At 69.3% G+C, this 24,994-nt stretch carries 22 protein-coding genes; 3 read left to right on the plus strand and 19 right to left on the minus strand.

The genetic code is table 11. The features are described from left to right. The first annotated feature begins 8 nt into the window (after positions 1-8). Positions 9-1,172 carry an MFS transporter gene (locus ACPCUW_RS22100; protein WP_423426813.1) on the plus strand — a complete coding sequence of 388 codons (1,164 nt, stop codon included), beginning with the start codon at positions 9-11 and terminating at the stop codon, positions 1,170-1,172. Here the strand turns inward: ACPCUW_RS22100 and ACPCUW_RS22105 are convergent. The 13 genes from ACPCUW_RS22105 to steA form a co-directional block, all read right to left on the minus strand. Next, on the minus strand, positions 1,159-1,677 hold the full coding sequence (locus ACPCUW_RS22105) for a DoxX family protein (RefSeq protein WP_423426815.1): 519 nt from the start codon (positions 1,675-1,677) through the stop codon (positions 1,159-1,161). The two genes, ACPCUW_RS22100 and ACPCUW_RS22105, sit on opposite strands and share 14 nt — an antisense overlap. 218 nt (positions 1,678-1,895) lie before the next feature. Next, on the minus strand, positions 1,896-2,957 hold the full coding sequence (locus tag ACPCUW_RS22110) for an alpha/beta hydrolase (RefSeq protein ID WP_423426817.1): 1,062 nt from the start codon (positions 2,955-2,957) through the stop codon (positions 1,896-1,898). A gap of 1,048 nt (positions 2,958-4,005) precedes the next feature. After that, positions 4,006-5,448 carry a ribosome biogenesis GTPase Der gene (gene der / locus ACPCUW_RS22115; protein WP_064906996.1) on the minus strand — a complete coding sequence of 481 codons (1,443 nt, stop codon included), beginning with the start codon at positions 5,446-5,448 and terminating at the stop codon, positions 4,006-4,008. Then, a complete protein-coding gene (gene cmk / locus ACPCUW_RS22120; protein ID WP_423426849.1) occupies positions 5,445-6,113 on the minus strand; it encodes a (d)CMP kinase in 669 nt (222 codons plus the stop codon). The genes der and cmk overlap by 4 nt, the downstream gene beginning before the upstream one ends. 101 nt (positions 6,114-6,214) lie before the next feature. Then, positions 6,215-7,024, minus strand: coding sequence for a pseudouridine synthase (locus ACPCUW_RS22125; protein ID WP_308248289.1), 810 nt, complete (start codon positions 7,022-7,024; stop codon positions 6,215-6,217). A 674-nt stretch (positions 7,025-7,698) separates the two neighbouring features. Next, a complete protein-coding gene (scpB, locus tag ACPCUW_RS22130; protein WP_423426850.1) occupies positions 7,699-8,370 on the minus strand; it encodes an SMC-Scp complex subunit ScpB in 672 nt (223 codons plus the stop codon). Between the two features lie 332 nt (positions 8,371-8,702). Beyond that, positions 8,703-9,575: a segregation and condensation protein A gene (locus tag ACPCUW_RS22135; RefSeq protein WP_423426820.1), complete on the minus strand. Its 873-nt coding sequence runs from the start codon at positions 9,573-9,575 to the stop codon at positions 8,703-8,705. Beyond that, positions 9,572-10,543 (minus strand): ParA family protein, encoded by a 972-nt coding sequence (locus tag ACPCUW_RS22140; RefSeq protein ID WP_387255939.1) that lies wholly within the window; start codon positions 10,541-10,543, stop codon positions 9,572-9,574. Before ACPCUW_RS22140 ends, ACPCUW_RS22135 begins: the two co-directional genes overlap by 4 nt. Before the next feature lie 300 nt (positions 10,544-10,843). Further along, positions 10,844-11,833, minus strand: coding sequence for a site-specific tyrosine recombinase XerD (gene xerD, locus ACPCUW_RS22145; protein ID WP_423426822.1), 990 nt, complete (start codon positions 11,831-11,833; stop codon positions 10,844-10,846). A gap of 109 nt (positions 11,834-11,942) precedes the next feature. Then, complete coding sequence (locus ACPCUW_RS22150; RefSeq protein ID WP_064908452.1) at positions 11,943-12,587, minus strand: NUDIX domain-containing protein; 645 nt, start codon at positions 12,585-12,587, stop codon at positions 11,943-11,945. Continuing rightward, positions 12,584-14,320 carry a CTP synthase gene (locus ACPCUW_RS22155; RefSeq protein WP_030515927.1) on the minus strand — a complete coding sequence of 579 codons (1,737 nt, stop codon included), beginning with the start codon at positions 14,318-14,320 and terminating at the stop codon, positions 12,584-12,586. The genes ACPCUW_RS22150 and ACPCUW_RS22155 overlap by 4 nt, the downstream gene beginning before the upstream one ends. 197 nt (positions 14,321-14,517) lie before the next feature. Beyond that, a complete protein-coding gene (locus ACPCUW_RS22160; protein WP_423426825.1) occupies positions 14,518-15,432 on the minus strand; it encodes a copper transporter in 915 nt (304 codons plus the stop codon). 17 nt (positions 15,433-15,449) lie between these two features. Further along, positions 15,450-16,664 carry a putative cytokinetic ring protein SteA gene (gene steA / locus ACPCUW_RS22165; protein ID WP_423426827.1) on the minus strand — a complete coding sequence of 405 codons (1,215 nt, stop codon included), beginning with the start codon at positions 16,662-16,664 and terminating at the stop codon, positions 15,450-15,452. A 172-nt stretch (positions 16,665-16,836) separates the two neighbouring features. Between steA and ACPCUW_RS22170 the strand changes: the two genes are divergently transcribed. Next, positions 16,837-17,259 (plus strand): SRPBCC family protein, encoded by a 423-nt coding sequence (locus ACPCUW_RS22170; RefSeq protein WP_030518953.1) that lies wholly within the window; start codon positions 16,837-16,839, stop codon positions 17,257-17,259. A gap of 15 nt (positions 17,260-17,274) precedes the next feature. On the opposite strand, the gene recN is transcribed toward ACPCUW_RS22170, so the two are convergent. The 4 genes from recN to ACPCUW_RS22190 are packed head-to-tail and all read right to left on the minus strand — an operon-like array spanning position 17,275 to position 21,178. Further along, a complete protein-coding gene (recN, locus tag ACPCUW_RS22175) occupies positions 17,275-19,050 on the minus strand; it encodes a DNA repair protein RecN (protein WP_064907000.1) in 1,776 nt (591 codons plus the stop codon). After that, positions 19,028-20,053, minus strand: a complete 1,026-nt coding sequence (locus ACPCUW_RS22180; protein WP_082857395.1) for an NAD kinase — start codon at positions 20,051-20,053, stop codon at positions 19,028-19,030. The genes recN and ACPCUW_RS22180 overlap by 23 nt, the downstream gene beginning before the upstream one ends. After that, complete coding sequence (locus ACPCUW_RS22185) at positions 20,050-20,886, minus strand: TlyA family RNA methyltransferase (protein WP_423426830.1); 837 nt, start codon at positions 20,884-20,886, stop codon at positions 20,050-20,052. The genes ACPCUW_RS22180 and ACPCUW_RS22185 overlap by 4 nt, the downstream gene beginning before the upstream one ends. A gap of 1 nt (position 20,887) precedes the next feature. After that, positions 20,888-21,178 carry a hypothetical protein gene (locus tag ACPCUW_RS22190; protein WP_423426832.1) on the minus strand — a complete coding sequence of 97 codons (291 nt, stop codon included), beginning with the start codon at positions 21,176-21,178 and terminating at the stop codon, positions 20,888-20,890. A 162-nt stretch (positions 21,179-21,340) separates the two neighbouring features. On the opposite strand from ACPCUW_RS22190, the gene ACPCUW_RS22195 reads away from it, so the two are divergent. Further along, positions 21,341-22,048 (plus strand): YdcF family protein, encoded by a 708-nt coding sequence (locus ACPCUW_RS22195; protein WP_423426834.1) that lies wholly within the window; start codon positions 21,341-21,343, stop codon positions 22,046-22,048. Positions 22,049-22,114: 66 nt separating this feature from the next. Here ACPCUW_RS22195 and ACPCUW_RS22200 read toward each other — a convergent pair whose 3' ends face one another. Beyond that, positions 22,115-23,002, minus strand: a complete 888-nt coding sequence (locus tag ACPCUW_RS22200) for an HAD-IIA family hydrolase (RefSeq protein ID WP_423426836.1) — start codon at positions 23,000-23,002, stop codon at positions 22,115-22,117. A 3-nt stretch (positions 23,003-23,005) separates the two neighbouring features. Beyond that, complete coding sequence (locus ACPCUW_RS22205; protein ID WP_245925377.1) at positions 23,006-23,965, minus strand: hypothetical protein; 960 nt, start codon at positions 23,963-23,965, stop codon at positions 23,006-23,008. Between the last annotated feature and the right edge of the window lie 1,029 nt (positions 23,966-24,994).

The raw sequence follows: 24,994 nt of genomic DNA on the forward strand, positions 1-24,994 counted from the left end.
GTCCCAGCATGCTCAGACTCCTCATCCTCATATTCTGCGTATTCAGCGTCACCACCGGCGAATTCGTCGTCGCCGGAATCCTGCCCGAGGTCGCCGGCGACCTCGGGGTCAGCGTCGGCGCCGCCGGTCTGCTGGTCACCGCGTACGCCGTCGGCATGATCATCGGCGGGCCGCTGCTCACCGCCGTGACGGCCGGACTCGATCGGAAACGCCTGATGGTGGCCCTGCTGGCCGTCGCCGGCGTCGGCAATGCCGTCTCCGCCCTCGCGCCCGACTTCCGGCTGCTGTTGGCGGCCCGGTTGCTCACCGCACTGGTGACCTCGACGTTCTTCGCCCAGGCCGTCGTGATCGCGGTACGGTCCGCGGCCCCGGAGCGGGCGGGAACCATGGTGGCCCGCTTGGCATTCGGCATGAACCTGGCGATGATCCTCGGAGCTCCGATCGGCACCCGGATCGGCAGCCAGTGGGGTTGGCGGGCGACCTTCGCCACGATCGCGGTCGCCTGCCTGGTCGGCCTCGTCTCGGTCGCCCGGGCGTTCCCCTCCGCGGCCGGCGCGCAGCGGACCTCGGCCGTCGCGGAGTTGCGGGTCCTGCGGCGGGGGCCGGTGCTGGTGGCGCTGGCGATCACCGCGGTCGGCAACGTCGGCGCGCTGATGGTGTTCAGCTACCTCGCCCCGCTGCTCACGAACCTGGGTGGGCATCCCGCCGGCCGCCTGCCACTGCTGCTGCTCGCCTACGGCGTCGGCGCGACGATCGGCAATCTCGTCGGCGGCACGCTCTACGACCGCAACCCACGGTTCGCTCAACCCGCGCTGCTCGGGCTGCTGGCCGCGACCTTCGTGGGCGCGTGGTTCGTCGCGACCGTCACCGCGCTCACCGTGGTCGCGGTCGTCGCGATCGGTCTGCTCGGCTTCGCCGTCATCCCCGGAATGCAGGCGCGCGTGATGACAACCGCCGCCGCGGCACCCACCCTGGCCATGGCCGTCAACGCCTCCGGCTACCAACTCGCCGCGGCCGCCGCGGGACTCGTCGGTGGACTGATCGCCGACTCGCCCGCAGGCCCCCGCCCCCTCTATCTCGTCGCCGCCGGCCTCACCGTCTGCGGATTGCTCATGACCGCCACGACCACTCGTGCGTCCCAGCCCGAGGACGTCGCCGTCATGGTGGATTGACCCGCCCACCAGCAGACCCGCGCCCCGCCGGTGACGGACCGGCGGGCCGTGCGATCAGCGCATCCAGCGACCAGCGGCCGGGCCCCACCCACAGCAGGAAGATCAATCCGAGCAGCATCGCGAAATCGGTGCGCGCGTCGTGAGCCATTCCCCAGAAGCCCTGCACTCCACCGAATCCGCCCGGGCGCAGCTCGCGCACTTTGGTCAGCGCGATCGCCAGCACGATGTCGATGAGCAGCGGCACCGCGGCCAGTCGGGTCAGCAGACCGAGCACGACCAAGGCGCCGCACACGATTTCGACGACGCCGTCGAGGTCGGCGAAGAACGTCGCCGCCGGTATCCCTATCTTGTCGAATCGACCCGGTCCCAGCGCGTGCGGGTAGACGAACTTCTGAATCCCCTCACTGAGGAACACCAGTCCCACCGCCAACCGGATACAGATCACCGCCGGCGGGCCCTCGGGGCCCAGTATCTTCGACCACGACCACTGCTGCGCTTCCGCCATGAGACTTCGCCTCCCGACATCGCCACCCGGTTCCGCATCCGACCCTACGGCGAGCGCACCGCCGCGGACTGCGGATACGGCTCTGCCACTGCGCGCGATTCCGGGAGGTCTAGCCGACGAAGACGCCCCGGCGGCGTGTCTTGTGAGCGACACGCCGCCGGGTGGCGGTCCGCGGACCGCCGACGATCCGCACAGCGGAAAGCGTCGGCGAATCCGTATCAGCCGATGTTGGCCGACAAGTCCGGAGCCATCCGATACACCTCGTCACGCCAGTTGTTCCAGGCGTGGATGCCCGCGGCCGGGAAGTCGTAGGCGATGTTCTGCGCGCCCAGTGACGCCATCCGCACCTGGAATGCCCGGGTGTTCACCTGCGCCAGCGCCTCCAGTCCCATGCCGTTGACGGTGCCCATATTCGGCCCGTCGGTGGCGGTGGGCAGTCCGCTGCCTGCCGAGATCCACAGCCGCGTGTGGTTCTGAATCAGCCTGGGCGCGAACACGAACGGGTCCATCCGCAGCCACTGCGGGCCCCACGGCGGAGCCATCGAATCGACGTTGTAACCGCCCGCGTCGAGCATCGCCATGCGGATCGCCTCGCGCATACCCGGCGCCGAGATGTTGAGGTAGCCGGAGAAGGATCCGGCGAAGCTGAACTGATCGGGATGGTAGGCGGCCAGGGTCAGCGCGGCGCTGCCCCCCATCGACAATCCGAAGACGCCGTTGCGGTCGGCACGGAAACCCAGCCGGTCCCGCAGCGCGCCGCGCAGATTCTGCGTCAGGAAGGTCTCCCACTTGTAGGTGTAGGACTTACCCGGCCCGGCCGAAAAGGCCTGCAGCGCACCGGATCCCGACGACGACCCGGACGAGGAGCCCGAGCCCGGCGCGACGCCGAGGAAGCTCGACGGGGCGTTCCAGTCCGCGTAGAAGCTGGACTGTCCGCCGACCGGCATCACCACGTTGATATTCCACGAGGTCAGCAGGTGCGCGATATCGGTTTCGATCTCCCAGCCGTTGAGATCCTCGCGGGCGCGCATGCCGTCGAGGGCGTAGACGACGCGGTCGGTGTTGCCGTCGGCGGCGCGGAAGACGCGCGATTTGATCGGCCCCATACTCGAGTCGACCCAGAAGTCGAAACCGGAAGGGTCGAAGGCGGCCGCGGCCCGCGGGAGCTGACCCGACACCGCGGCGGTCAGCGGCACGAACAGCGCCAGGGCCAAGGCGAGCAGGGTCCGCCCGAGCGTCGTACCGGAGCGCCCGGATCTCTGCCGACGCAATCTTCGCATGTGTAAACAGCACCTTTCGTGATCGAACGCCGAGGCCCCACCCCCGCCGGGCCGCGACGGTGCCCAGTGCCGCCACCCCGACCCCCGGCCTCGCCGGGGTCCGCCGCACTGCGCGTGTCACGCCCGTATCGACCACCCATTCGGCGCCGTTACTGAAATGTGATGTTTATTTCCGACCGACCGGTCTCGCATAACAGACATACCGAGCGGTCATGCGGCGAAGGCGTCCGGCGTCGGCCCACCGACGCCCGCGGCGAACTCCCGACAAACCGTCGGCCAACCGGTGCATCCAGCCCTCGTTGCACGTGCAAGCCGCGCAGTGGCCGCCACCGGCCCCGGCTCGGCCGCCGAAACAGAGGCTCCGACCAGCGACAGATCCGCATCGAGCGGTCGGCGCCTACGACGAGCGCCGCCGCGACCGGATCGAGTGCGCGGAGATCCGACCGCTCGCACGGCATCGGATTCTCGGCCGCCCATGCACCCGCATCGCCCGCGTCTCCGCACGCGTTCGGGCGCAGCCATTCGCCGGCAGGCCGCCCCGGTCGCTGATTGTGAAATTCTCAGCGACCGGAACGAACCACGATCTCCCGCGGCCTACTTGTCCGGGAACCCGGCGGAGAATCCGGCGGCGATGAGGGCGGCGGCGATGACCGACAGTACGGCGATGCTCCACATGGCAAACCTCTTCGATTGTGGGCCAAGCGGATTCACCGTAGCGTGATGCGGTTCACACCGCGACCGAAACGGCGTAATCGGCAGCGCCGACTCGCCCACAACGAGTCCGACCCGCCCACAACGCAATTCCCCCGTACCTTGCGGGCGGCCGCGATGCCACAGGCCGGCTCGGTCGATGCCTTTTCGTGAAAAGTCGGCGTTGCTGCGACGAAGTGGGGCCTGCCCGGGGCATGCCGCACAAACATGTTTCAATGCGCATATGTCCGTGAGGCAATGAAGTCTGTCGACAGACATTTTTGGCAGAACTCCGCAAGGCCGGAAGCCGGCGGGATGTCCGGTGCGGACGAAACATCCGCCCGCACCGGCACTTCCACTACTTTTTCGAGCGATCCCGCTTCTCGCGCACCCGCACCGAGATGCGCACCGGGGAACCGTCGAAACCGAATTCCTCGCGCAGGCGGCGCTCCAGGAAACGGCGGTAGCCCGCCTCCAGGAATGCGGTGGTGAACAGCACGAACGTCGGCGGCCGGGTGGTCGCCTGGGTCGCGAACAGCACGCGCGGCAATCGCCCGCCCCGCATCGGCGGCGGCGTCGCCGCGATGACCTCCTTGAGCCAGGTGTTGAGCCGGCCCGTGGGGATCCGCTGATCCCAGGATTCGAGTGCGGTTTCCATTGCCGGAACCAGCTTTTGGACCGCGCGGCCGGTGTGGGCGGAGATGTTCACTCGCTGAGCCCAGGGCACCCGCACCAGTTCGCGCTCCACCTCACGCTCGAGCTGGTAGCGGCGATCCTCGTCGACCAGATCCCACTTGTTGAACGCGAGCACGAGTGCGCGGCCGGCATCGGCGACCATGCCGATCACACGCAGATCCTGTTCGGTGATCGGTTCGGAGGCGTCGATCAGCATGATCGCGACCTCGGCGGCCTCGATGGCGGCCTTGGTGCGCAACGAGGCATAGAACTCGGTTCCGTCGGCCGTGCCGACCTTGCGGCGCAGGCCAGCGGTATCGACGAAACGCCATGTCTTGCCGCCCAATTCGACCAGCGAGTCGACCGGGTCGACCGTCGTTCCGGCCACATCGTGCACCACGGAACGTTCGTCACCGGACAGCTTGTTCAGCAGACTGGACTTGCCGACATTCGGCTTACCGACCAGGGCCACTCGCCGCGGGCCCCCTCCCCCGGAACCCTCGCGCGGAGTTTCCGGCAGCACCGCGAGCACATCGTCGAGCAGGTCGCCGGTACCGCGACCGTGCGCCGCCGACACCATCCGCGGCTCTCCCAGCCCGAGCGACCACAGCACGGCCGCATCGGCTTCGGCCTTCTCGCCGTCGACCTTGTTCGCGACCAGGATCACCGGAGTCTTGGAGCGCCGCAACGCCTTCACCGCCGCCTCGTCGGTCGCGGTCGCACCCACGGTAGCGTCGACGACCAGCAGGATCGCATCGGCGGTCTGCATCGCCAGTTCGGCCTGCCGGGCCACCGCCTGCTGCAGACCCTTCGCGTCGGGTTCCCAGCCGCCGGTGTCCTGCACCAGGAAGCGGCGCCCCGCCCAGCTCGCCTCGTAGGACACCCGATCGCGGGTGACGCCCGGAATGTCCTCGACGACCGCCTCGCGGCGGCCCAGGATCCGGTTCACCAGCGTCGATTTGCCGACGTTCGGGCGGCCGACGACGGCCACGGTGGGCATCGGCACATGCTCGTGCGCGTCCGCATCGCCCTCGAAATCGGCGATCTCCCAATCGGTTTCGTCGGTCCAGATGCCGTCGCCGGCGAGAGTGTCGGAATTCGAACTCGGCGTCACACTCGGGCTCATCTGCGCTCTCCCACCGTAATCTGCTGCGCCACAACCCGGTACAGCTCGTCGATGACCTGGTCCATGCTCAGCTCGCTGGTGTCGACCTGCACCGCGTCCGCGGCCGGGCGCAGCGGCGATACCGCGCGGGTGGAATCCAGATTGTCGCGGCGCTGCACATCGGCGAGCACCGCGTCGTAATCGTCGCCGCGGCCTTCGGCGATGTTCTGCTGATTGCGCCGCGCCGCGCGGGCCTGTGCCGACGCGGTCAGATAGATCTTGGCGTCGGCATCGGGCAGCACGACCGTGCCGATGTCGCGGCCTTCGACCACGATCCGCCCGGCCGCGGCCGCGATCTCACGCTGCAAGACGACGAGTTGGGTCCGTACCTCGGCGACCGCCGAGACGGCGGAGACCGCCTTGGTCACCGCGTCGCCGCGAATTTCGGCCGAGACGTCCTCGCCGTCGAGTTCGATCAGCTCGTGGCCGGGATCGGTGCCGATGGTCAGCGGCAGATCCTTGACCGCGGCCGCGATCTCGGCGGGATCGGTCAGATCGACACCGCTGCGCAGCACCCGCAGTGTCGCGACGCGATACATCGCACCGGTGTCGAGATAGCGGGCGCCGAGCCGCGCCGCGAGACGGCGCGACACACTCGACTTGCCGGTGCCCGACGGGCCGTCCATGGCGACGACGAGTTCCGCGCCAGGGATGCCGTCGTCGCCGATGCCGGATTCCACCACGTCACGGCCTCCTCGGATCCGATCGTCCAGCATGTCCACACCACTCACAACTCCACCGCCTCGTACAACTTCCCGATTTCGTCGCGGCCCAGCACTCGCAGGGTGCCCGACCGTTGATCGCCCAGCGCGACCGGCCCGATATGCGTGCGAACCAGCGCGATCACCGGGTACCCGACCTCGGCCAGCAACCGCCGCACGATGTGCTTGCGGCCCTCGTGCAGGATCACACGGACCAGCGATTTGCCCTCGGCGACCTCGAGCACCTGGAATTTGTCGACCTTCGCCGGGCCGTCCTCGAGTTCGACGCCGTCACGCAACTGCTTACCGACGCCGCGCTGCATTTCACCCTGCACCGTCGCGAGATAGGTCTTCGACACCTGGAACGACGGATGCATCAGCCGATGCGCGAGATCGCCGTCGTTGGTGAGCAGCAGCAGGCCCTCGGTATCAGCGTCGAGGCGGCCGACGTGGAACAGCCGCTGACCGGCCATCACCCGCTCGGCGACGATATCGCCGACGCAGGGGCGGCCCAGTTCGTCCGACATCGTCGACTGGAAACCCTTGGGCTTGTTCAGCGCCAGGTAGACCTGTTCGTCGCGAACCACGACGCGAACACCATCGACCCGCACCACGGCCGTATCGGGATCGATGCGCAGGCCCTGTTCGCGCACCACCGCGCCGTCGACCTCGACGCGGCCCTGTTCGATGAGCTCTTCGGCCGCGCGGCGCGAGGCCACGCCGGCCTTGGCGAGCACCTTCTGCAGGCGTTCGCCCTCACCCCACGGCAACTTCTTGGGACCGGATTGCTCGGCCTCGACATGCTGGTGGCGGGCGGGTTTGGCGAAACTCAGCACGGTCGGCGGAGTCTTGCGCTTCTTCGGCTTCGGAGCGGCCGCGCGAGGGCGACCGGCGGCAGTGCCGCGATCCCGCGAGCCAGCGGGTGAATCGCCGCGCGAGGGGCGGGCATCGCCACGGCCGTATCGCGAGTCACCGCGCGCGTCCCCGGCCGCCTGGCCGCGAGCGAACCGGTCGCCCCGGCTGTAGCCACCCTCGGACCGCGAACCCCGTCCGGCGCTGTCTCCGCGGCCGTAGCTCTCGCCGCCACGGTTGTAACGGTCGTCTCCGCGGCCGGACCGGTCACCACCGCGCCCGAAGCGGTCGTCCCCACGGCCGGACCTCTCCCCGCCGCGGCCGTAACGATCGTCTCCGCGGACGTAGCGGTCGTCTCCGCGGCCGGACCGGTCACCACCGCGGCCGTAGCTCTCGCCCCCGCGGCCGTAACGGTCGTCCTCGCGGCCGGGTCGCGACCCACGTGTGTCTCCGCGGCCGTAACTGTCGTCCCGGCGCCCGTAGCGGTCGCCCCGTCTGTCATCGCTGCGGTCGGCGCGTCCGGCCGCCCCTCGTGCCGCGCGTCCGCCGCCACGAGGCGGGTCGCTGTGTCTTTTCCTACGGTCCGGTGTGCCATCTCGGCGAGCGGGTGTATTCACGTGGTCCTCTGATCAGTCGACAGGATCCGCTGCGGATCCGGTCAATCCTCGGTGCCGAGATCGATATCCGATTCGGCGGGTTTCTTCAGCTTGGTGTACCGGGGGTCGGTCTCCAGGCTCTCGTTGATCTCATCGATCAGGTCGACGCCCGGTAGCAGGGGCGCCAGCGACGGAAGTTCCGCCAGCGACGCGAGCCCGATCCGTTCCAGGAACAGTTCGGTGGTGACGTAGAGGGTGCCGTTGGTATCGACGTCGGCGCCCGCCTCGGCGATCAGTCCCCGCGCCACCAGGGTGCGGATCACGCCGTCGACGTTCACCCCGCGCACGGCACTCACTCGTGCTCGCGTAACCGGTTGACGATAGGCGATAACCGCCAAGGTTTCCAAAGCGGCCCTGGTGAGCTTGGACCGCGCCCCGTCCAACAGCATACGTTCGACATAGGGCGCGTACTCGGTCCGGGTGTACAGACGCCACCCGTCGCCCACATAGCGCAGATCGATTCCACTGCCCCGCGCGGTCCACTCCGCCGACATCTCCCGCAACACCCGCTCGATCCGGGCGGGCGCGTCGTCGACTGCCGCCGCGAGCAGTTCCACCGACGCCGGCGCATCCACCACCAGCAGCATCGCCTCGAGCGCCGATCGCAACTCCGGGTCGTCGAGCGGACGGGCAACCTCCTCCTCGTCCGCGTCGTTCTCCGCCCCGGGCCGCACCTGGCGGGGATGCTCGGCATCACCGCTCGGCCCACTCCCTACGACCTCCGCAACGCCGGACGCGCCAACGATGGTTCGCGGAACACCCGACTCGGTACCAGCATCGTGCGCAGCGTCGACACCAGCGGGCGCGACCTCGTCAGCGGCGGTCCGAGCGGCATCGTCCGCGGCAGGCGCGACCGCCGCATCATCACCACGCCCCGACGAATCGGCCGAGGAGGGCACGACCTCGGAACGGCCGGTCTGTCCGATCGCGGCATCGCCCGCCGAGGCGACGGCGGCCGCTTCGGCTCGGGCATCCGCGTGATCCATCGACTGCTCACCGTGCGATGTCATCCGTAATCCTCATCGATTGTCACGGGCTCGGCGGGCGCGCCCTCGGCGTCGTCGCCGATCCAGCGCACCGCCAGCGGGCCGAGCGGGTCGGGTTGGTCGAATTCGATCGTCTTGCCCCGGTAGAGCTCGAGCAGCGCGAGAAAGCGCGCGACGATCTGGATCGGCATCTCGCAATCGGCGCAGAGCTCGTGGAAGGTCGACCACTCTCCCACCCCGCGCTTCTTCAGCATCTCCAAGACCAGCGCGGCCTGTTCGGCGACGGAGATGGCATGGGTGTGCAGGTGGTCCAGCCCGACCGTCGGCCGCGGCCGGGGGCGGAACGCCGCCGCGGCGATATCGGCGAAACCCGCCGCGTCGACGCCGAGGCTCACCTCCGGCAGCAGGTCCAGGAAGCGTTCCTCGAGCGACACCGCCCGCGGATACCGGCGCAATGCGGCGGCCTCGAGCTCACCGAGCAGTTCGGCGACCTGTTTGAACGCCCGGTACTGCAGGAGCCGCGCGAACAGCAGATCGCGCGCCTCGAGCAGTTCCAGGTCGTCGGCATCGGTAACCTCACCGGACGGCAGCAGCCGGGCGGCCTTGAGGTCGAGCAGGGTCGCGGCGACCACCAGGAATTCGGTGGTCTGATCGAGAATCCGATCCGCCCGCAGCGTCGGATCGCGTTCCAGGCTCGCGGTGAGCTCTTTGGTGTAGGCGATGAACTCGTCGGTGACCTTGTGCAGCGCCACCTCGGTCACATCGAGCCGCCGCTGGCTGATCAGCTGCAACAACAGGTCGAACGGCCCCTGAAAATTGCTCAGCCGCAGGTGGAACCCGTCGGGCTTGTTTTCCGGTACGACCTCGGCAGCCGGTGGTCCGGCCTCGCTCACCGGCCCGACCGGTGGATGACTTCCCGTGCCATCGCCCGATACGCTTCCGCGCCACCGGATTTCGGCGCCCAGGTGGTGATCGGCTCACCGGCGACACTGGCGTCGGGGAAACGGACGGTCCGGTTGATCACGGTGTCGTACACCAGATCACCGAACACCTCCACCACCCGGGCCATCACCTGCCGGGAGTGCAGCAATCGCGCATCGAACATGGTCACCACGATGCCCGACAGTGCCAGCCGCGGATTGAGCCGGTCCCGCACCTTCTCGACGGTGTCGGTGAGCAGCGCCAGCCCGCGCAGGGAGAAGTACTCGCATTCCATCGGAATGATCACGCCGTCGGCGCAGGCCAGCGCGTTGACGGTGAGCAGACCCAGCGACGGCTGGCAGTCGATGAGGATGTAGTCGTAGCGGTCGCGCAGCGGTGCCAGCGCGCGGCCGAGGGTCTGTTCCCGGCCGACCTCGTTGACCAGCTGGATTTCCGCCGCCGAGAGGTCGATATTGCTCGGCAGCAGATCCATCCCGTCGACCTTGGTGTTGAGCAGCACGTCGTCGACGCTCGCCCGGCCGCCGACGAGCAGATTGTGCACGGTCTGGTCCAGGTCGTGGTGGGCCACGCCCAGTCCCGCCGACAGTGCTCCCTGCGGGTCGAGGTCGACCAGCAACACCCGGCGGCCGTATTCGGCGAGCGCGGCACCGAGGTTGATGGTGGAGGTGGTCTTGCCGACGCCGCCCTTCTGATTGCACATGGCGACGATCAGGGCGTCACCGTTGCGCGACGACGGGGGTGGTTCGGGAATGTCGCGCAGCGGGCGTCCGGTCGGGCCGAGTTCGGTACCGTCCGCCACGATGTCGTTCGCCTCCCAGAGTCTGCGGGCCGCCTGTTCGATTCGGAGGCCGGTTCGGATATTCGAAAGCGGTTCTGCCGCAGCGTTGTTCGGCGGCTCGGCCGGGCCGGCTGTCGTCATGTCCGCTGCTCCTTCAGTTTTCCTGCTCGTTGCCCCGCCGCGCGCTGCGGAACAGCGGGCGATCGCTACACCGGACGCCGATGTACCGGACCACCGCAATAGACGCTACCGCCTCCGAGCGCAAGACCCCCGATCGGACACGCTTGGGGAACGCCCCCGATCGTTGCGCACTTGTGTCATTACCCGTGCCACAACACCGTGTCCTCACGGCACCAACTCCGCATTCTGTCGCCTCGAGGGGGTGTTGGGAAACCCTTTGCGGCAATCCGCACCCGATATCGGGTTGCCGCCGCCGGCGCGTTACCGCGCCCGCGGATGCGCGGTGGCCCACACCTCGTGCAGTGTATTGATCGTGACCAGGGTGTAGATCTGCGTGGTCGTCACCGACGCGTGCCCCAGCAACTCCTGCACGACACGCACGTCGGCGCCCCCGTCGAGCAGGTGGGTGGCGAACGAGTGCCGCAGCGTGTGCGGCGACACCGCGGCGCCGATCCCGGCCCGATCGGCCGCGTCCTGCAACACCTGCCAGGCGCTCTGGCGCGAGAGCCGGCCGCCGCGAGCATTGAGGAACAGGGCGGGGGTGCCCTTGCCGCGGGCGCCGAGCGCGGGCCGGCCCCGAACCAGATAGGCGTCGATTGCCGCCAGCGCCGGCCGCCCGATCGGCACCATGCGCTGTTTACCGCCCTTGCCGTGCAGGACGACCGAGCGCCCGGCGGTGTCGATATCGTCGACGTCGAGTCCGACGACCTCCGAGATCCGGGCGCCGGTGGAGTACAGCAGTTCCAGCATGGCCCGATCCCGCAGTCCGCGCGGCCCGCCCCCGGAACCGGCGTCGTCTCCCCCGCCCGCGGCCTCGAGCAGCCGGGAAATATCTTCGTAGGGAAGCGCTTTCGGCAGTCGCCGCGCCGGGGTCGGCGGCTTCACACCGTGCGCGACATCCCCGGTGGTCAGTCCCTCGGCCGCCGCGAACCGGTGCAGGCCGCGCACCGCCACCAATGCGCGGGCGGCCGAACTGGCGGCCAGCGCCGGATAACCCTCGCCACCCGCCCGCAGCGAGACGACGAAATCGGCGATCTGGTTCTCGGTCACCCGGTCCAGATCACCGATATCGCGCTGTTTCAGAAACTCCTGATATCGCTGCAGATCACGCCGGTAGGCGCTGAGCGTATTTCTCGCCGCGCCGCGCTCGACCGTCAGATGGTCGAGATAGGCCTGGATCTGCCGCTCCACCACGCGTTCACCCGACCGGTAGCGGCACAACGACCGCCGGGGCGGCGGGAACAGCGACATTCACGGTGTCATCATGACAGCCGGCGGCGACATTCGTTCGCACGAAACACAGTTCGCACGTGCCCGAGGAGTACGGCCGGGTGCGGTGAGGCACCCGGCCGGTTGTCCATCAGGCCCGCGCGTGTTCGGCGGCCTTCCGATCGAGCAGCTGCGTCGGCATACCCGGCCACGGCGCGTCGGCGGGCCGCAGCGTCGTGCCGTTCGCCCGCGCGACCGACGCGGCCAGCACACCGGCCACCGCGGTCGCGTTCTCGATCCGGCCCGACAGCGCAGCGGTCACCGCGTCCTGCAGCGACATCCGCACGATCGACAGATCGGCCTCCTCGTGCTCGGGGTCCGGCCGGTCGGTGTCCGACAACCCGGTCGCGAGATAGATGCGCAGTGCCTCGTCGGTGAACCCCGGCGACAGCACCACATCCACCAGCGTGGACCACTCCCGCGCCGCCAGACCGGTCTCCTCGGCGAGTTCGCGTTGCGCGGCTGCCAGCGGATCCTCACCGGCCTGATCGAGCAGGCCGGCCGGCAACTCCAGCAACCGCCGCCCGATCGGATGCCGGTACTGGTTGATCAGCACCACCGAGCCGTCGTCGTCGAGGGCGACGATCGCGACCGCGCCGTGATGCTCGACCACCTCGCGTTCGGCGATCCGCCCGCCGGGCATCTCGACCTGATCCCGCCGCAGCGCGACGATCGCGCCCGAATACACGGTCTCGGTGCCGACGACGCGGAAGTTGTGGTTACCGGGTTCGCTCACTGCGCGACTCGCTCGGCCTCATCGGCCTCCTCGCCGTAGATCTCCACTGGAAGCCGTTCGGCGCCTTTGTATTTCAACGCCGCGTCGACCAGTCCGGCGAACAGCGGATGCGGCCGGGTCGGCCGGCTCTTGAGCTCCGGATGCGCCTGGGTCGCAACGAAATACGGATGTACGTTCGCCGGCAGCTCCACGAACTCGACCAGATGCCCGTCCGGCGAGGTACCGGAGAATCGCAGACCGCTCTGGGCGATCTTGTCGCGATAGGCGTTGTTGACCTCGTAGCGGTGCCGATGCCGCTCCGACACCTCGGTGGTGCCGTAGGCCTGCGCCACGACCGAGCCCTTCTCCAGCACGGCCGGATAGGCGCCCAGGCGCATGGTGCCGCCGAGGTCGGCCTCACCGGCGACCGCCTGGGCCTGGTCGGCCATCGTGGAGATCACCGGATGCGTTGTCTCCGGCTCGAATTCGGCGGAGTTGGCGTCCTCGAGTCCCACCGAGCGGGCGGCCTCGATCACCACGCACTGCAGTCCCAGGCACAGGCCCAGCAGCGGAATCGAGCGGGTGCGCGCGAACCGGATCGCGCCGACCTTGCCCTCGATGCCGCGAATGCCGAAGCCGCCGGGGATCAGCACCGCGTCGACATCGCCGAGGTGATGCTGCGCGCCCTCCGGAGTCTCGCATTCGTCGGACTGCACCCAGCGGATGTTCACCTTGGCCTTGGCCGCGAAACCACCGGCCCGCAGTGCCTCGGTCACCGAGAGATACGCGTCCGGCAGGTCGACGTATTTACCGACCAGCGCGACGGTCACCTCTTCGCGCGGGTTGTGCACCCGGTCCAGCAGATCGCCCCAGACGGTCCAGTCGACATCGCGGAACGGCAGGCCGAGCTTGCGCACCACGTAGGCGTCGAGGCCCTCGCGGTGCAGCACCTTCGGGATGTCGTAGATCGACGGCGCGTCGGGCGTGGAGATGCAGGCGTCGACGTCGACGTCGCACATCAGCGCGATCTTGTTCTTCAGCCCCTGCGGCACCTCACGGTCGCAGCGCAGGATCAGCGCGTCGGGCTGGATACCGATGTTGCGCAGCGCCGCGACGGAGTGCTGCGTGGGTTTGGTCTTCAGCTCGCCGGAGGGCGCCAGATACGGCACCAGCGTCACGTGCAGGAAGAAGCAGTTGTCCCGGCCCACCTCGTGCCGGATCTGGCGCGCGGCCTCGAGGAACGGCTGGGATTCGATATCGCCGACGGTGCCGCCGATTTCGGTGATCACCACGTCCGGGGTCTGGCCCTGCAGATCCGGACCGCTCATCGCGAGGATCCGGTTCTTGATCTCGTCGGTGATGTGCGGGATGACCTGCACGGTGTCGCCGAGGTACTCGCCGCGCCGCTCCTTGGCGATCACGGTGGAGTAGACCTGCCCGGTGGTGACGTTCGCATAGCCCGACAGATCACGGTCGAGGAAGCGCTCGTAGTGGCCGACGTCGAGGTCGGTTTCGGCGCCGTCCTCGGTCACGAACACCTCGCCGTGCTGGAAGGGATTCATGGTGCCGGGGTCGACATTCAGATACGGGTCCAGCTTCTGCATGGTGACCCGCAATCCGCGGGCGGTCAGCAGCTGGCCGAGGCTGGAGGCGGTCAGTCCCTTGCCGAGGGAGGAGGCGACACCGCCACTCACGAAGATGTGTTTGGTGGCCGTCTGATGGGGGGAACGCGCCGGAATCCGCGATTGACTCACGGAACTCCACGCTAACACGAAAAACGGTTGCGAAACGAATGCCACGCGGGGAATGTCGGACGTCGTCCTGCCGGTTTGTCACTTGCGTCTCATTCAGCGCAGCAACCCCATGACGCGGCGCCCAGGACGCACCGATCGCCCGGCACTCGCTCCGACGTGACGGATCATCCGATCGCGGTCGACAGCGGCGGCCGCGCTCAGCCGGGAGAAGCGGTCACCGACAGCGAGGTCGCCTCCGGCCCGGTGCCGTAGTGACCGGTTTTGCCGCCCAGTTGCTCCGCGAGGCCGAGAGCCGTTGTGACCCGGCCCGTTTCGCGGTCCACGTTGTCGACCGTGGACACCGTCGCGTCGAGGCGGTTCTCGCGGCGCACCTCGGCGATCGGCCCCGATCCGTCCGAGGAACCGGCCCGCCCCGCCAGCACCAGCCCCGCCCCGCGTCCGCGCAGCGCCCCGGCGAAATGCGCCGTGATCGATCCCTGGCCGTTGTGGTCGGCCCGCGCGCCGGACCCGGTCACCACCACGGCCGACTGGGCCGGCGCGAAGTCACCGGCGGCGAGGAAGCCGCCGTTGCGCAGGGTGTCGACGATCAGCCCGCGTTCCTGCGCGGTGGCACGGTCGGCGCCGGCGGCGGGGTCGGTGAGAAACGCCAGGCCGAGGAGATCACCGGCGAGGCTGCCCTGATCCACCGCCTCGGTCTGCAACTGAGCGCCGGCGGGAATCATATTCGTGACTGCGGTCCGCAGGCGGTCGCCCTGCGACGCGTCGACGAAGGCGTCGGTGAGCGCGACCCGCCCGGTGACCTTCGCCCCGGCAGTGGTCAGGGCTGCCGTCACCGCGTCGACATCGCCGCCGTCGGCATCGGGGGTGGTGAATACGAGCACCGTGTGATCGGTGAGGGTTCCGTTCAGGATGCGGCCCGCCGACCGGGCGATGAAGTCGTCGGCCGCACCGACCTGCCGCTCGAGTTGCCCGTTGGCCGCCGCGAGCGCGTCGTTGCGCTGAGCCAGATCGTCACCGCCACCCGGACCACCCTGGCGGACGACGGCGCCGAGCGCCGCACCCACCGCCAATGCCAGAAAGATCGCGGCCAGGGAAACGACGAGCCGACGCATGGAACCCACTGCTTTCTCTACCCCCGACGGTCCGATAGTCGATGGAGCCAGTCCTGCGACTGCCGCCACGCCGAATCCAGCCAATCGAGCACATCGCTGCCCAGATGCGAGGACACGAGCAGTCCGACGATCAGCGCGATCAGCGCGGCCAGCACCACCAGTGCGGTCGCCCAGCCGGAGTTGCCCTGCCGATACAGGGTGGCGACGGCCTTGGCGTCCATCAGTTTCGGTCCCGCCTTGAGCCGGGTCAGGAACATCGCCGGAGCCGATTCGCGGCGGCTGCGATCGAAGAAGTCGTCGAGCGAGGCCGGCGCCCCGCAGGTGATGATCAGCGCGGCCCCGTGATGGTCGGCCAGCAGCAGCGCCAGATCCGCCGCCGATCCCGAGGACGGGAAGGTGGTGGCGCCGATACCCAGGTCCTGAATTCGCTCCAGCCCCTTGGCGTGCCCGTCGGTATCGGCCGGAAGTATCAGCTCGGCACCGCATTTCAGCGAGCTCGCGGTGATTTCCTCCGGGTCGCCGACGATCAGATCGGGACGATATCCGGCCTTGGTCAGGATGTCGGCGCCGCGCCCGACACCGACCAGAATCGGCGCGTACTCCTTGACGAACGGCTTGATCGCCTTGAGGTCGTCACGACTGTCCACGCCGTCGGCCACCACCACGACATGGCGGCCGCGCATCGACAGATCCAGGGCCGGAACCCCGAGACCGTCGATCAGCATCGCGCTTTCGGTCCGGATGTATTCGGTCGTGTTGCCGGCGAAGGCTTCCAGATGGTCGGCCAGCCCGTTGCGCGCCGCGATCATCCGCTCGGCGATGACCTGATCGGTGAGCTCGATGGCCTCGACCAGAACCTCCGGTTCCTTCTTGGTCAACTTGTCGGCATACACCACGCCGGCATCGATGCGGACCTTGCTGCCGTCCTTGATCTTGCCGAACACGTCGGCGGAGACAGCATCCAGCAACACGATCCCGTTGGCGGCCAGCACTTCCGGGCCGAGGTTCGGATAGCGGCCCGAAATCGAGGGCGAGGCATTGATCACCGCCGCCACGCCCGATTGGACGAGCCGGTCAGCGGTGAGACGATCGATGTCCATCTCGTCGAGGACCACCACATCGCCCGCCCCGACCCGCTTGAGCAGACGCCGGGTATTGCGGTCCACCCGGGCCATCCCGGTGACGCCGGGAAGCGTTTCGGTGTTGCGCGACAACAGCGCCAGCATCTTCATGGCATCCGATAATGGACGTCGACTCTCAACCTGTGGTGGAGGCGCGCCGACGTCCTATCACATCCCCTGGCATGAGGCCAGCAAACGCACGCCTCCACGACGTCGACTGGCGTGCCGGGTGGTACCGCTGGTACCGATATGCTTCGGCTCACTGCATCCGAAGGAGAACGCCATGGCCAGTACCACCGTCGACACGGTCATTCCCGCACCGCGCGACGTCGTCTACAAGCTGTTCGCCGAGCGCGACAGTCTCAACGGCTATCTGCCCGTGCGCATTACGCTGCGTCAGCCCGGCGCTCCCGAGGCCTCCGGCGTCGGTGCACGCTACCTGGTGGGCGTGGGCGGCATCGGTGTGACCGAGGAGACCACCGAACTGGTTCCCGGTGAGCGCATGGAATACCGGATCATCGCCGGTGCGCCGGTGAAGCGGCACGTCGGCACCATCACCTTCGCCGACGCCCCGGGCGGCACCCTGGTGTCGTACCGGATGGAATCCGAGCCCAAGCTGCCGGTGCCGGACAAGGCGACGGAACTGTTTCTGCGCGGCCTGATCTCGCCGTTCCTCAAGGCCGCCAAGAAGGCCGTCGCCAAGTAGACGCTTCGCAGCTCGTCAGCCCGCCGCCGAGGTGGTGTCGGCCTTCTCCGCCCGCGCGGTGGCCAGCAACTCCTCGGCGTGGGCGCGGCCGGTCTCGGTGTCGTCGAGACCGGCCAGCATGCGAGCCAGCTCGACGACCCGCTCGTCGGTGGTCAGCGCCCGCACCCCGCTGTTGACGCCCTTGCCGTCGTCGACCTTGTCCACCACGAGGTGGGTATCGGCGAAGGCGGCCACCTGCGGCAGATGAGTCACCACGATGACCTGATGGGTGCGGGCCAGCCGCGCCAGCCGTCGCCCGATCTCCACCGCGGCGCGGCCGCCGACACCGGCGTCGACCTCGTCGAACACCATGGTCGAGCCGTATTCGGAGGCCGCGAGCACCACTTCCAGCGCCAGCATCACGCGCGAGAGCTCACCACCGGACGCACTGCGGCTCAACGGCAGCGACTGCGCGCCGGAGTGGGCGGACAGCCGGAATTCCACCTCGTCCACACCGGACGCGCCGGCATGCAGCTCCGCCCCCTCGACGGTGATGGGCGCACTGTCCTGCGCGGCCGCCGCCAGCGGCCGCACCTCCACCTCGAGTTTGGCGCGGCCCATCGCCAGTCCGCTCAATTCGGCGCTCACCGCGGTCGCGAGTTTGCGGGCGGCCTTGCGCCGGGCGGCGGTCAACTTCTTCGCCGTCTCCCGCACCTGCCCGGCCGCGGTCTCCACCTCGGCGGCCAGCGCCGCCAGCGCCTCCTCCGACACGTCGAGGGAGGCCAGGCGGGTGCGCGCCTCGTCGGCCCAGGCGATCACCGCGTCGACATCGGGTGCGTATTTGCGGGTCAGCGATTTCAGTTCCGCCTGGCGGGTGAGCAGGCTGTCCAGCGCCGCGGGATCCGACGGCAGATCCGACAGATACGAACTCAACTCGGTGGTCACATCGACCACCACCGCGATGGCCTCCCCCAGCCGCGGCGCCAACGCGGTCAGCGCCGGATCGTCACTGGATTCCAGCCGGGCCCGCGCACCACCGAGCGCGTCCAGCGCACCGGCGCCCTCACCGTCGCCGGAACCCGCGAGGGCCGCATGGGCGGCGCCGGCCGCCTCTCGCAGCGAATCCAGATCGCCGAGCCGCAGCACCTCGGCGACGATGCGCTCGTCCTCACCGGGTTCCGGTGCGACCGAATCGATTTCGTTCAGCGAATGCTGCAGCCGATCGGCCTCGAGGGCGAGTTCACGGCTGCGCGCGGTGCGTTCCAGCAGCTCGGCGCGAGCCTGCAGCCAGGTGCGGCGGGCCAGCTGATATTTGCGCAGCAGCCCGGCCACCGCATCGCCGGCGAACCGGTCCAGGGCCTGCAGTTGCTGATCGGGACGCTGCAGTCGCAGCTGGTCGTTCTGCCCGTGCACGGTCAGCAGCGGCGCCGTGAAATCCGACAGCACCGCGGCCGGCACACTGCGGCCACCGAGATGGGCGCGGGAACGCCCGTCGCTGCCGACGGTACGCACCGCGATGACACTGTCGTCGTCGTCGCGTTGCGCGCCGGAGGATTCCAGCACCTTCTCGACCTCGTCGCGGGCGCTGTCGTGCACGTCCTCGACGGTGAACCGGCCCTCGACCACGGCCCGCTGCGCGCCCTGACGCACCCGTCCGGCGTCCGCGCGGGCGCCACCGAGCAGATGCAGTCCGGTGACCACCATCGTCTTGCCGGCACCGGTCTCACCGGTCACACAGGTCAGTCCCTCGTGGAACTGCGCGGTGGCGGTGGATATGACGCCGAGGCCGTCAATCCTGATCTCTGTCAGCACGTGTGCTCTCCGTTCGGCGGTGTTCGCTATCGCCTGAGCCGGGTTGCTCGGTGGGGGTGCGGGCCGGCTCCGGCGCGCACGGCCGTTCCGGCCGCCGGCCCCGCCAGCCTGTCACGGGTAAGCGGAACTTGCGCACCATCCGGTCGGCGAAGGGGGCGGAATCCAACCGCACCCACCGCACCGGTTCGGCGCCGCGCACCGCTTCGAATCGCCCGCCCCGCGGCAATGCCAGCGTACGCCGGCCGTCCAGGAAGACGATCGCATCATGGCCTGTCGCAACGGTTTCCACCGCGATCCGCGACTCCGGGCTGGTCACCAGCGGCCGTGCGAACAGTGCGTGCGCATTACTGGGAATCACCAGCAGCGCCTCGAGTTCGGGCCACACCACGGGACCACCCGCGGAGAACGCATAGGCGGTGGAGCCGGTGGGTGTCGCGATCAGCACGCCGTCACAACCGAACTGCGACACCGGGCGGCCGTCGACTTCGAGGACGACCTCCAGCACGCCCATCCGGGCGGCATTCTCGATACTGGCCTCGTTGAGGGCCCAGCCGCGTTCCACGACAACATCATCGACGCGGACACTGACATCTACGGTCATCCGCTGCTCGATGCGGTAATCGCCGCGCACCACTTGGGCCAGCGCGTCGTCCAGATGTTCGGCCTCGGCCTCGGTGAGGAAACCGATGCGTCCGAGGTTGATTCCCAGTACCGGAACCCGGGCCGGGTGTGCCATCTCCGCCCCGCGCAGGAAGGTGCCGTCGCCACCGAGCGCGAGCACCATCTCGCAGCCGACCGCGGCTTCGGGACCGTGCGGCACCACCCGCACCGGATAGCCGTCGGGTTCGCCGGTGTCGTCGAAATCCAGCTTGGTGCTGTAGGCCTCGTCCTCGAGGACGCGCAACCCGATTCCGGCGTCGGCGAAGATCTTCGCGACCCGATGCGCGGTCTCGAGCAGTTCGGAACGGCCCGGATGGGCGACGAGCAGGATCTCCCGCTTCACTGTGGCCCCTCCTCGACCGCACGCTGCACCAATTCGCTGATATCGGGATCCGATTCGGTCTCGGCCGAATCCGTGTCCGGTGTGTCCTTGCGCAGCCACAGGAAATACTCGACGTTGCCCGACGGGCCGGGCAACGGGCTGGCGACCACACCGCGGGTACGCAGGCCCAGCTCGGCGGCCGCGGCGGCCACCTCGGTCACCGCCTCGGCGCGCAGAGCCGGGTCACGCACCACACCGCCGGAGCCTACTCGCTGTTTACCGACCTCGAACTGCGGTTTCACCATGGGCAGCAGATCCGCGCCCGGTGTGCAGCAGGCGGCCAGCGCGGGCAGCACCAGCGCCAGCGAGATGAACGACAGATCCGCGACCACCAGCTCGACCGGACCGTCGATCGCCTCGGGCGTCAGCGCGCGCACATTGGTGCGGTCGAACACGCGGACCCGCTCGTCGTTGCGCAGCCGCCACACCAGCTGGCCGTAGCCCACATCGACGGCGACCACCTCGCGGGCGCCGCGGGCGAGCAGCACATCGGTGAACCCGCCGGTCGACGCACCGGCGTCCAGGCAACGCTTCCCGGCCACGCTCACCCCGAGCGGTTCGAACGCCTCCAGCGCGCCCAGCACCTTGTGCGCACCACGCGAGGCCCATTGGACCTCGTCGGGTTCCTCACGCACCAGCAGCGGGGTATTCGGCTCGACCGCGGTCGCCGGTTTCGACGCGACCGCACCGTTGATCAGGACGCGGCCCGCGCCGATCAGTTCGACCGCGTGCTCTCGCGATCGCGCCAATCCGCGGCGAACCAGTTCGGCGTCCACTCGCGCGCGCCTGGCCACCTCAGATCTTGTCCACCGTCGCCAGGGCGTCGACCAGCACCTCGTGGGCCTGTTCGAGAATGCGCGCCCGCCGGGTGATATCGGTTCCCGCGCGGTCCACCCCGTCGGCTTCGTCGCTGCTCACGCGCCGCGCTCCGGGCAATTCCGCCAGCAGCGCCGCTACCTCGGCCCGCACCTGCTCCGGATCGGCGAACTCCGCCGTCCCTCCCGCGAGATGCTGCCCGGGCAGCGGAACTCCCGGGCGAGGACCGGAGGAACCGGACGGATGCGGACGCGGAATGGGCGTAGTCATGGTGCCGACAACGCTACCGGAGTTCCACGACGGACAGGCAAGCGGCGGCACGGGTGAAACGGAGGTCACGGTGGCGTCCAGCGGCCGGTCGCCTGGCGCCCTGCGTCGACGGCTGCAGCCCCAGGACCGGTGGGGTGCGGCGAGTATTGGCACAATGGCGGCGTGGGAGGTAAGCGACGACAGGGATCTGTCCGGTTCGTCGCACTCGCGGCGGCATCGACGGCGGCCGCGGTGGTCGCCGCCGCCGAATACGCCCACTGGCGCGCATCTCGGCGATTGCTCGGACCGCGGCGGGAACCACGAACCGGCGGTATGGACGCGGTGGTGGTGCTGGGCTACCCGGCCGCCGCCGACGGCCGGACGCGCGCGCTGCAGCGCTGGCGATGCCGCATCGGCGCCCGCTCGCTGCCGCGCGACCGCGACGGATTCCTGATCTTCACCGGCGGCGCCGTGCACGGCCCCTGGGTCGAAGCGACGGTGATGGCCGAATACACCCGCGCTCACCTCGGTGTTCCGCCCGAGCGAACCCGGACGGAGACATCGGCCGAAACCACGTGGCAGAACATCGAATTCACCATTCCCGCCATGGAACGAGCCGATCGCATCATGATCGCCTCCGACCCCATGCACGCCGCCCGCGCCCGCCGCTATCTGTGGGCGCAGCGGCCGGACCTCGCCGAACGCCTCGCCCCCGCCGCCGACTACCGGCCGCTGGAATGCTGGTGGCTCAAAATCCCCACTGCCGCACACGAATCGGCGGCGATCACCCGGCGCCGCGCCGGAGCTGCCGCCACTCCACTACTCCGGCGCCTGAACATCCTCCCCGAGACCGCGGCAGCGTTCACAGCTGCCGAGGATCGGAGCGATTGACCGACGATCCCGGCGCGGATCGGGCAGTCGTCGACTCGGCCGTGGTGAACGCGGTGAGCCGGACAGTTACCGAAGCAATTCGATTGCGCGACCGGGGTTTTCGTCCAACAGTCTGACCAAGTGGTCGACCGTGTCACCCTCGGGAGAACCGTGCCGGATCACCGGGTGATTCAGCGCGTCGAGAGTTCGGGAGATGTAGGTGGGCCGGTGGTCGGCGGGGCGGGCTCGCAGATCGTCGAGGGTGCTGACGCCGGTGAGGACCATCAACGACGGCAGGCCGACGCACCGAGCGCCGTCGATATCGGTGTCGAGACGGTCTCCCACCACGAGCACGTCGCGGGTCGCCGCGCGGACCAGCGCATCCTCGAGCAGCGGCGCATAGGGTTTACCGGCTACCACCGGCTCCTGGTCGGTCGCGGCTCGCAATGCGGCGACCATCGCGCCGTTGCCCGGCGCCAGGCCGCGCTCGTTCGGCAGGGTGGCATCCGCATTCGCGGCCACCCACAGGGCCCCGGCCCGGACGGCGTAGGCCGCCTCGGCGAGGTCCGGCCATCCGGTCTGGGGGGAATGCCCCTGCACGACCGCGGCGGGTGCCACGCCGTTGAAACGCCGAATCGGTTGCAGGCCGACCTGTTCGATTTCCGCCGCGAGGTCGTCGGTGCCGACGATCAGCACGGTGGATCCGGCGGCCAGCCGGGAGGCGAGCACATGCGCCGCCGCCTGCGCGCTGGTAACGACCTCGGATTCACTTGCGCCGAAACCCAATTCGCGCAGATGCGCGGCCACCACACCGGCCGACCGGCTGGCGTTGTTGGTGACGAACATCAGCTTCTGCGCGCCACCGCCGGCGTCGAGAGCGGCGGGTGCGCCGGTGATCACCTGCGCACCTCGATACAGCGTGCCGTCCAGATCCAGCAGGAGGGCCTCGAAGCTCTCCCGAAGCGATGCTGCCACTAGTTACTCCACGTCGTCGTCGACCTGTGCGTCCGCGAGTTCGTCGGCACGCTCCTCGGCGTCGGTATCACCGTCGACATCGGCCGCGGCCGCATTGAGGAACCACTGCAGTGCCTCGTCGGACCGGCCGGCGGCGAGCAGCGCCTCCGCATAGGCGTAGAACAACCGTGCCGAGGCGGAACCGGAGCGCGAGGGATCCAGTTCCGGCGTCTGCAGGGTGACCACGGCCTGATCGTATTGACCCAAATCCATTCGCGCACCGGCGACGACGATCCGCAGCTCGGTCGCCTCGTCGCCCGACAGTGCCCGCGCCTCGTCGCTGCGGCCGAGTTCGATCGCGCGTTCGGGCCGTCCCAGCCCGCGTTCGCAATCGGCCATGACCGCCAGCAGACCCGAGCCGCCGGACATCCGGCGCGCGGTACGCAGCTCGGAGAGGGCCTCGGCCCATTCACCCGCGTGATAGGCGGTGACACCGGCGGTTTCGCGGACCACCGCGATGCGTCCGGCGCGGCGCCGTGCCGCGCGCGCATGTTCGAGTGCCTGCTCCGGGTCCTCGTCGAGAAGCCGGGCGGCCATCACCAGGTGCCGGGCGACCGCCTCGGCGTTGTTCTTGTCGAGGCTCAGCAGATCGCGGCGCACCGCGCCGTCCAGATCGCTCGCCTGCACATCGTCCGGCAACGCGGGCTCATCGGGCCGCCCCGCCCGGCTCTCACCGCCGACGCGCGCCCCTTCACCACCCCGTCGCCGCGGCTCCCGGTCTTCGAAGTTCGCGCCGGCCTCCGCCGATTCACCGGTGTGCGCGGTGGTGTCGGCCTCGTCCGCCGATCCGAATCGACGCTCGGCATCCGCGCCACCGCGCCGGAATCCGCCGCGCCGATCACCCTCGCCCCGGCCGTAACCACCCGGACGATCCTCACGGCCGCTCGGACCTCCCGGTCGCCGGCCACCTTCGTCGCGCCGGATTCCGCCTCGGCGATCATCCGAGCCGCGCCCGTAGCCGCCGGACCGCCGATCGCCCTCGTCACGCCGGAATCCACCCGAGCGCCGGTCGTCGCCACCGCGACCGTATCCCCCGGAGCGGCGATCGTCGCCGCCGCGCTCGAAACCACCGGAACGCCGGTCGTCGCCACCACGGTTGTAACCACCCGAGCGACGGTCCTCCCCACCACGGCTGTAACCACCGGAACGACGGTCATCGCCACCACGGCTGTAACCACCGGAACGGCGGTCGTCCCCACCACGGTTATAACCACCCGAGCGACGATCGTCCTCGCCGCGGCCGTATCCACCCGAGCGGCGATCGTCGCCACCACGGTTGTAACCACCCGAGCGACGGTCCTCCCCACCACGGCTGTAACCACCGGAACGGCGATCGTCGTTGTCGCGCCGGAAGCCACCGGAGCGACCGTCGTCTCCGCCACGTTCATGGCCGCCCGAGCGGCGGTCGTCTCCACCGCGCCCGTGACCACCGGAGCGGCGGTCGTCGTCGCCGCGCCGGAAGCCTCCAGAGCGCCGGTCGTCTCCACTGCGGCTGTAACCGCCGGTGCCGCGCTCGGATCCACGGCGGTCGTCGCCGCGCCCGCTACCGCCGCGCCGATCGTCGTCACGGGCGCCGTATCCGCCCGAGCGGCGGGTGTCGTCGCCACGCCGGAAACCTCCGGAGCGACGTTCCCCTTCTCCGCGGTCATGGGCAGGTGTGCCGGAGCCGGCCGAGTCCGGACCGGTACTACCACGGCGGAAGGGTCTCCTACCGTCGTCATGCTCCGACACAGCGTTACCTTTCTCTGATCCGGCACGAGCAGCCGGTGATGACATGCAGACCGCGCCGTCCGCCGGCACCCGTCTGCAACCACCATAAATTCAATCACGCGACACGAACGCTTCCCCACTTGCCCGGCCCGCGCGCGCATCGCGAGTGGCCGGGGGGGCGACGAGTCGCGGATCCGGACGAAAATCCGGTGTAGCGGCGGCGCCGAACAAAAAGGGGCGTAT

Origin of the sequence: Nocardia sp. AB354, assembly GCF_049538315.1 — a bacterium.
GTDB lineage: Bacteria > Actinomycetota > Actinomycetes > Mycobacteriales > Mycobacteriaceae > Nocardia > Nocardia nova.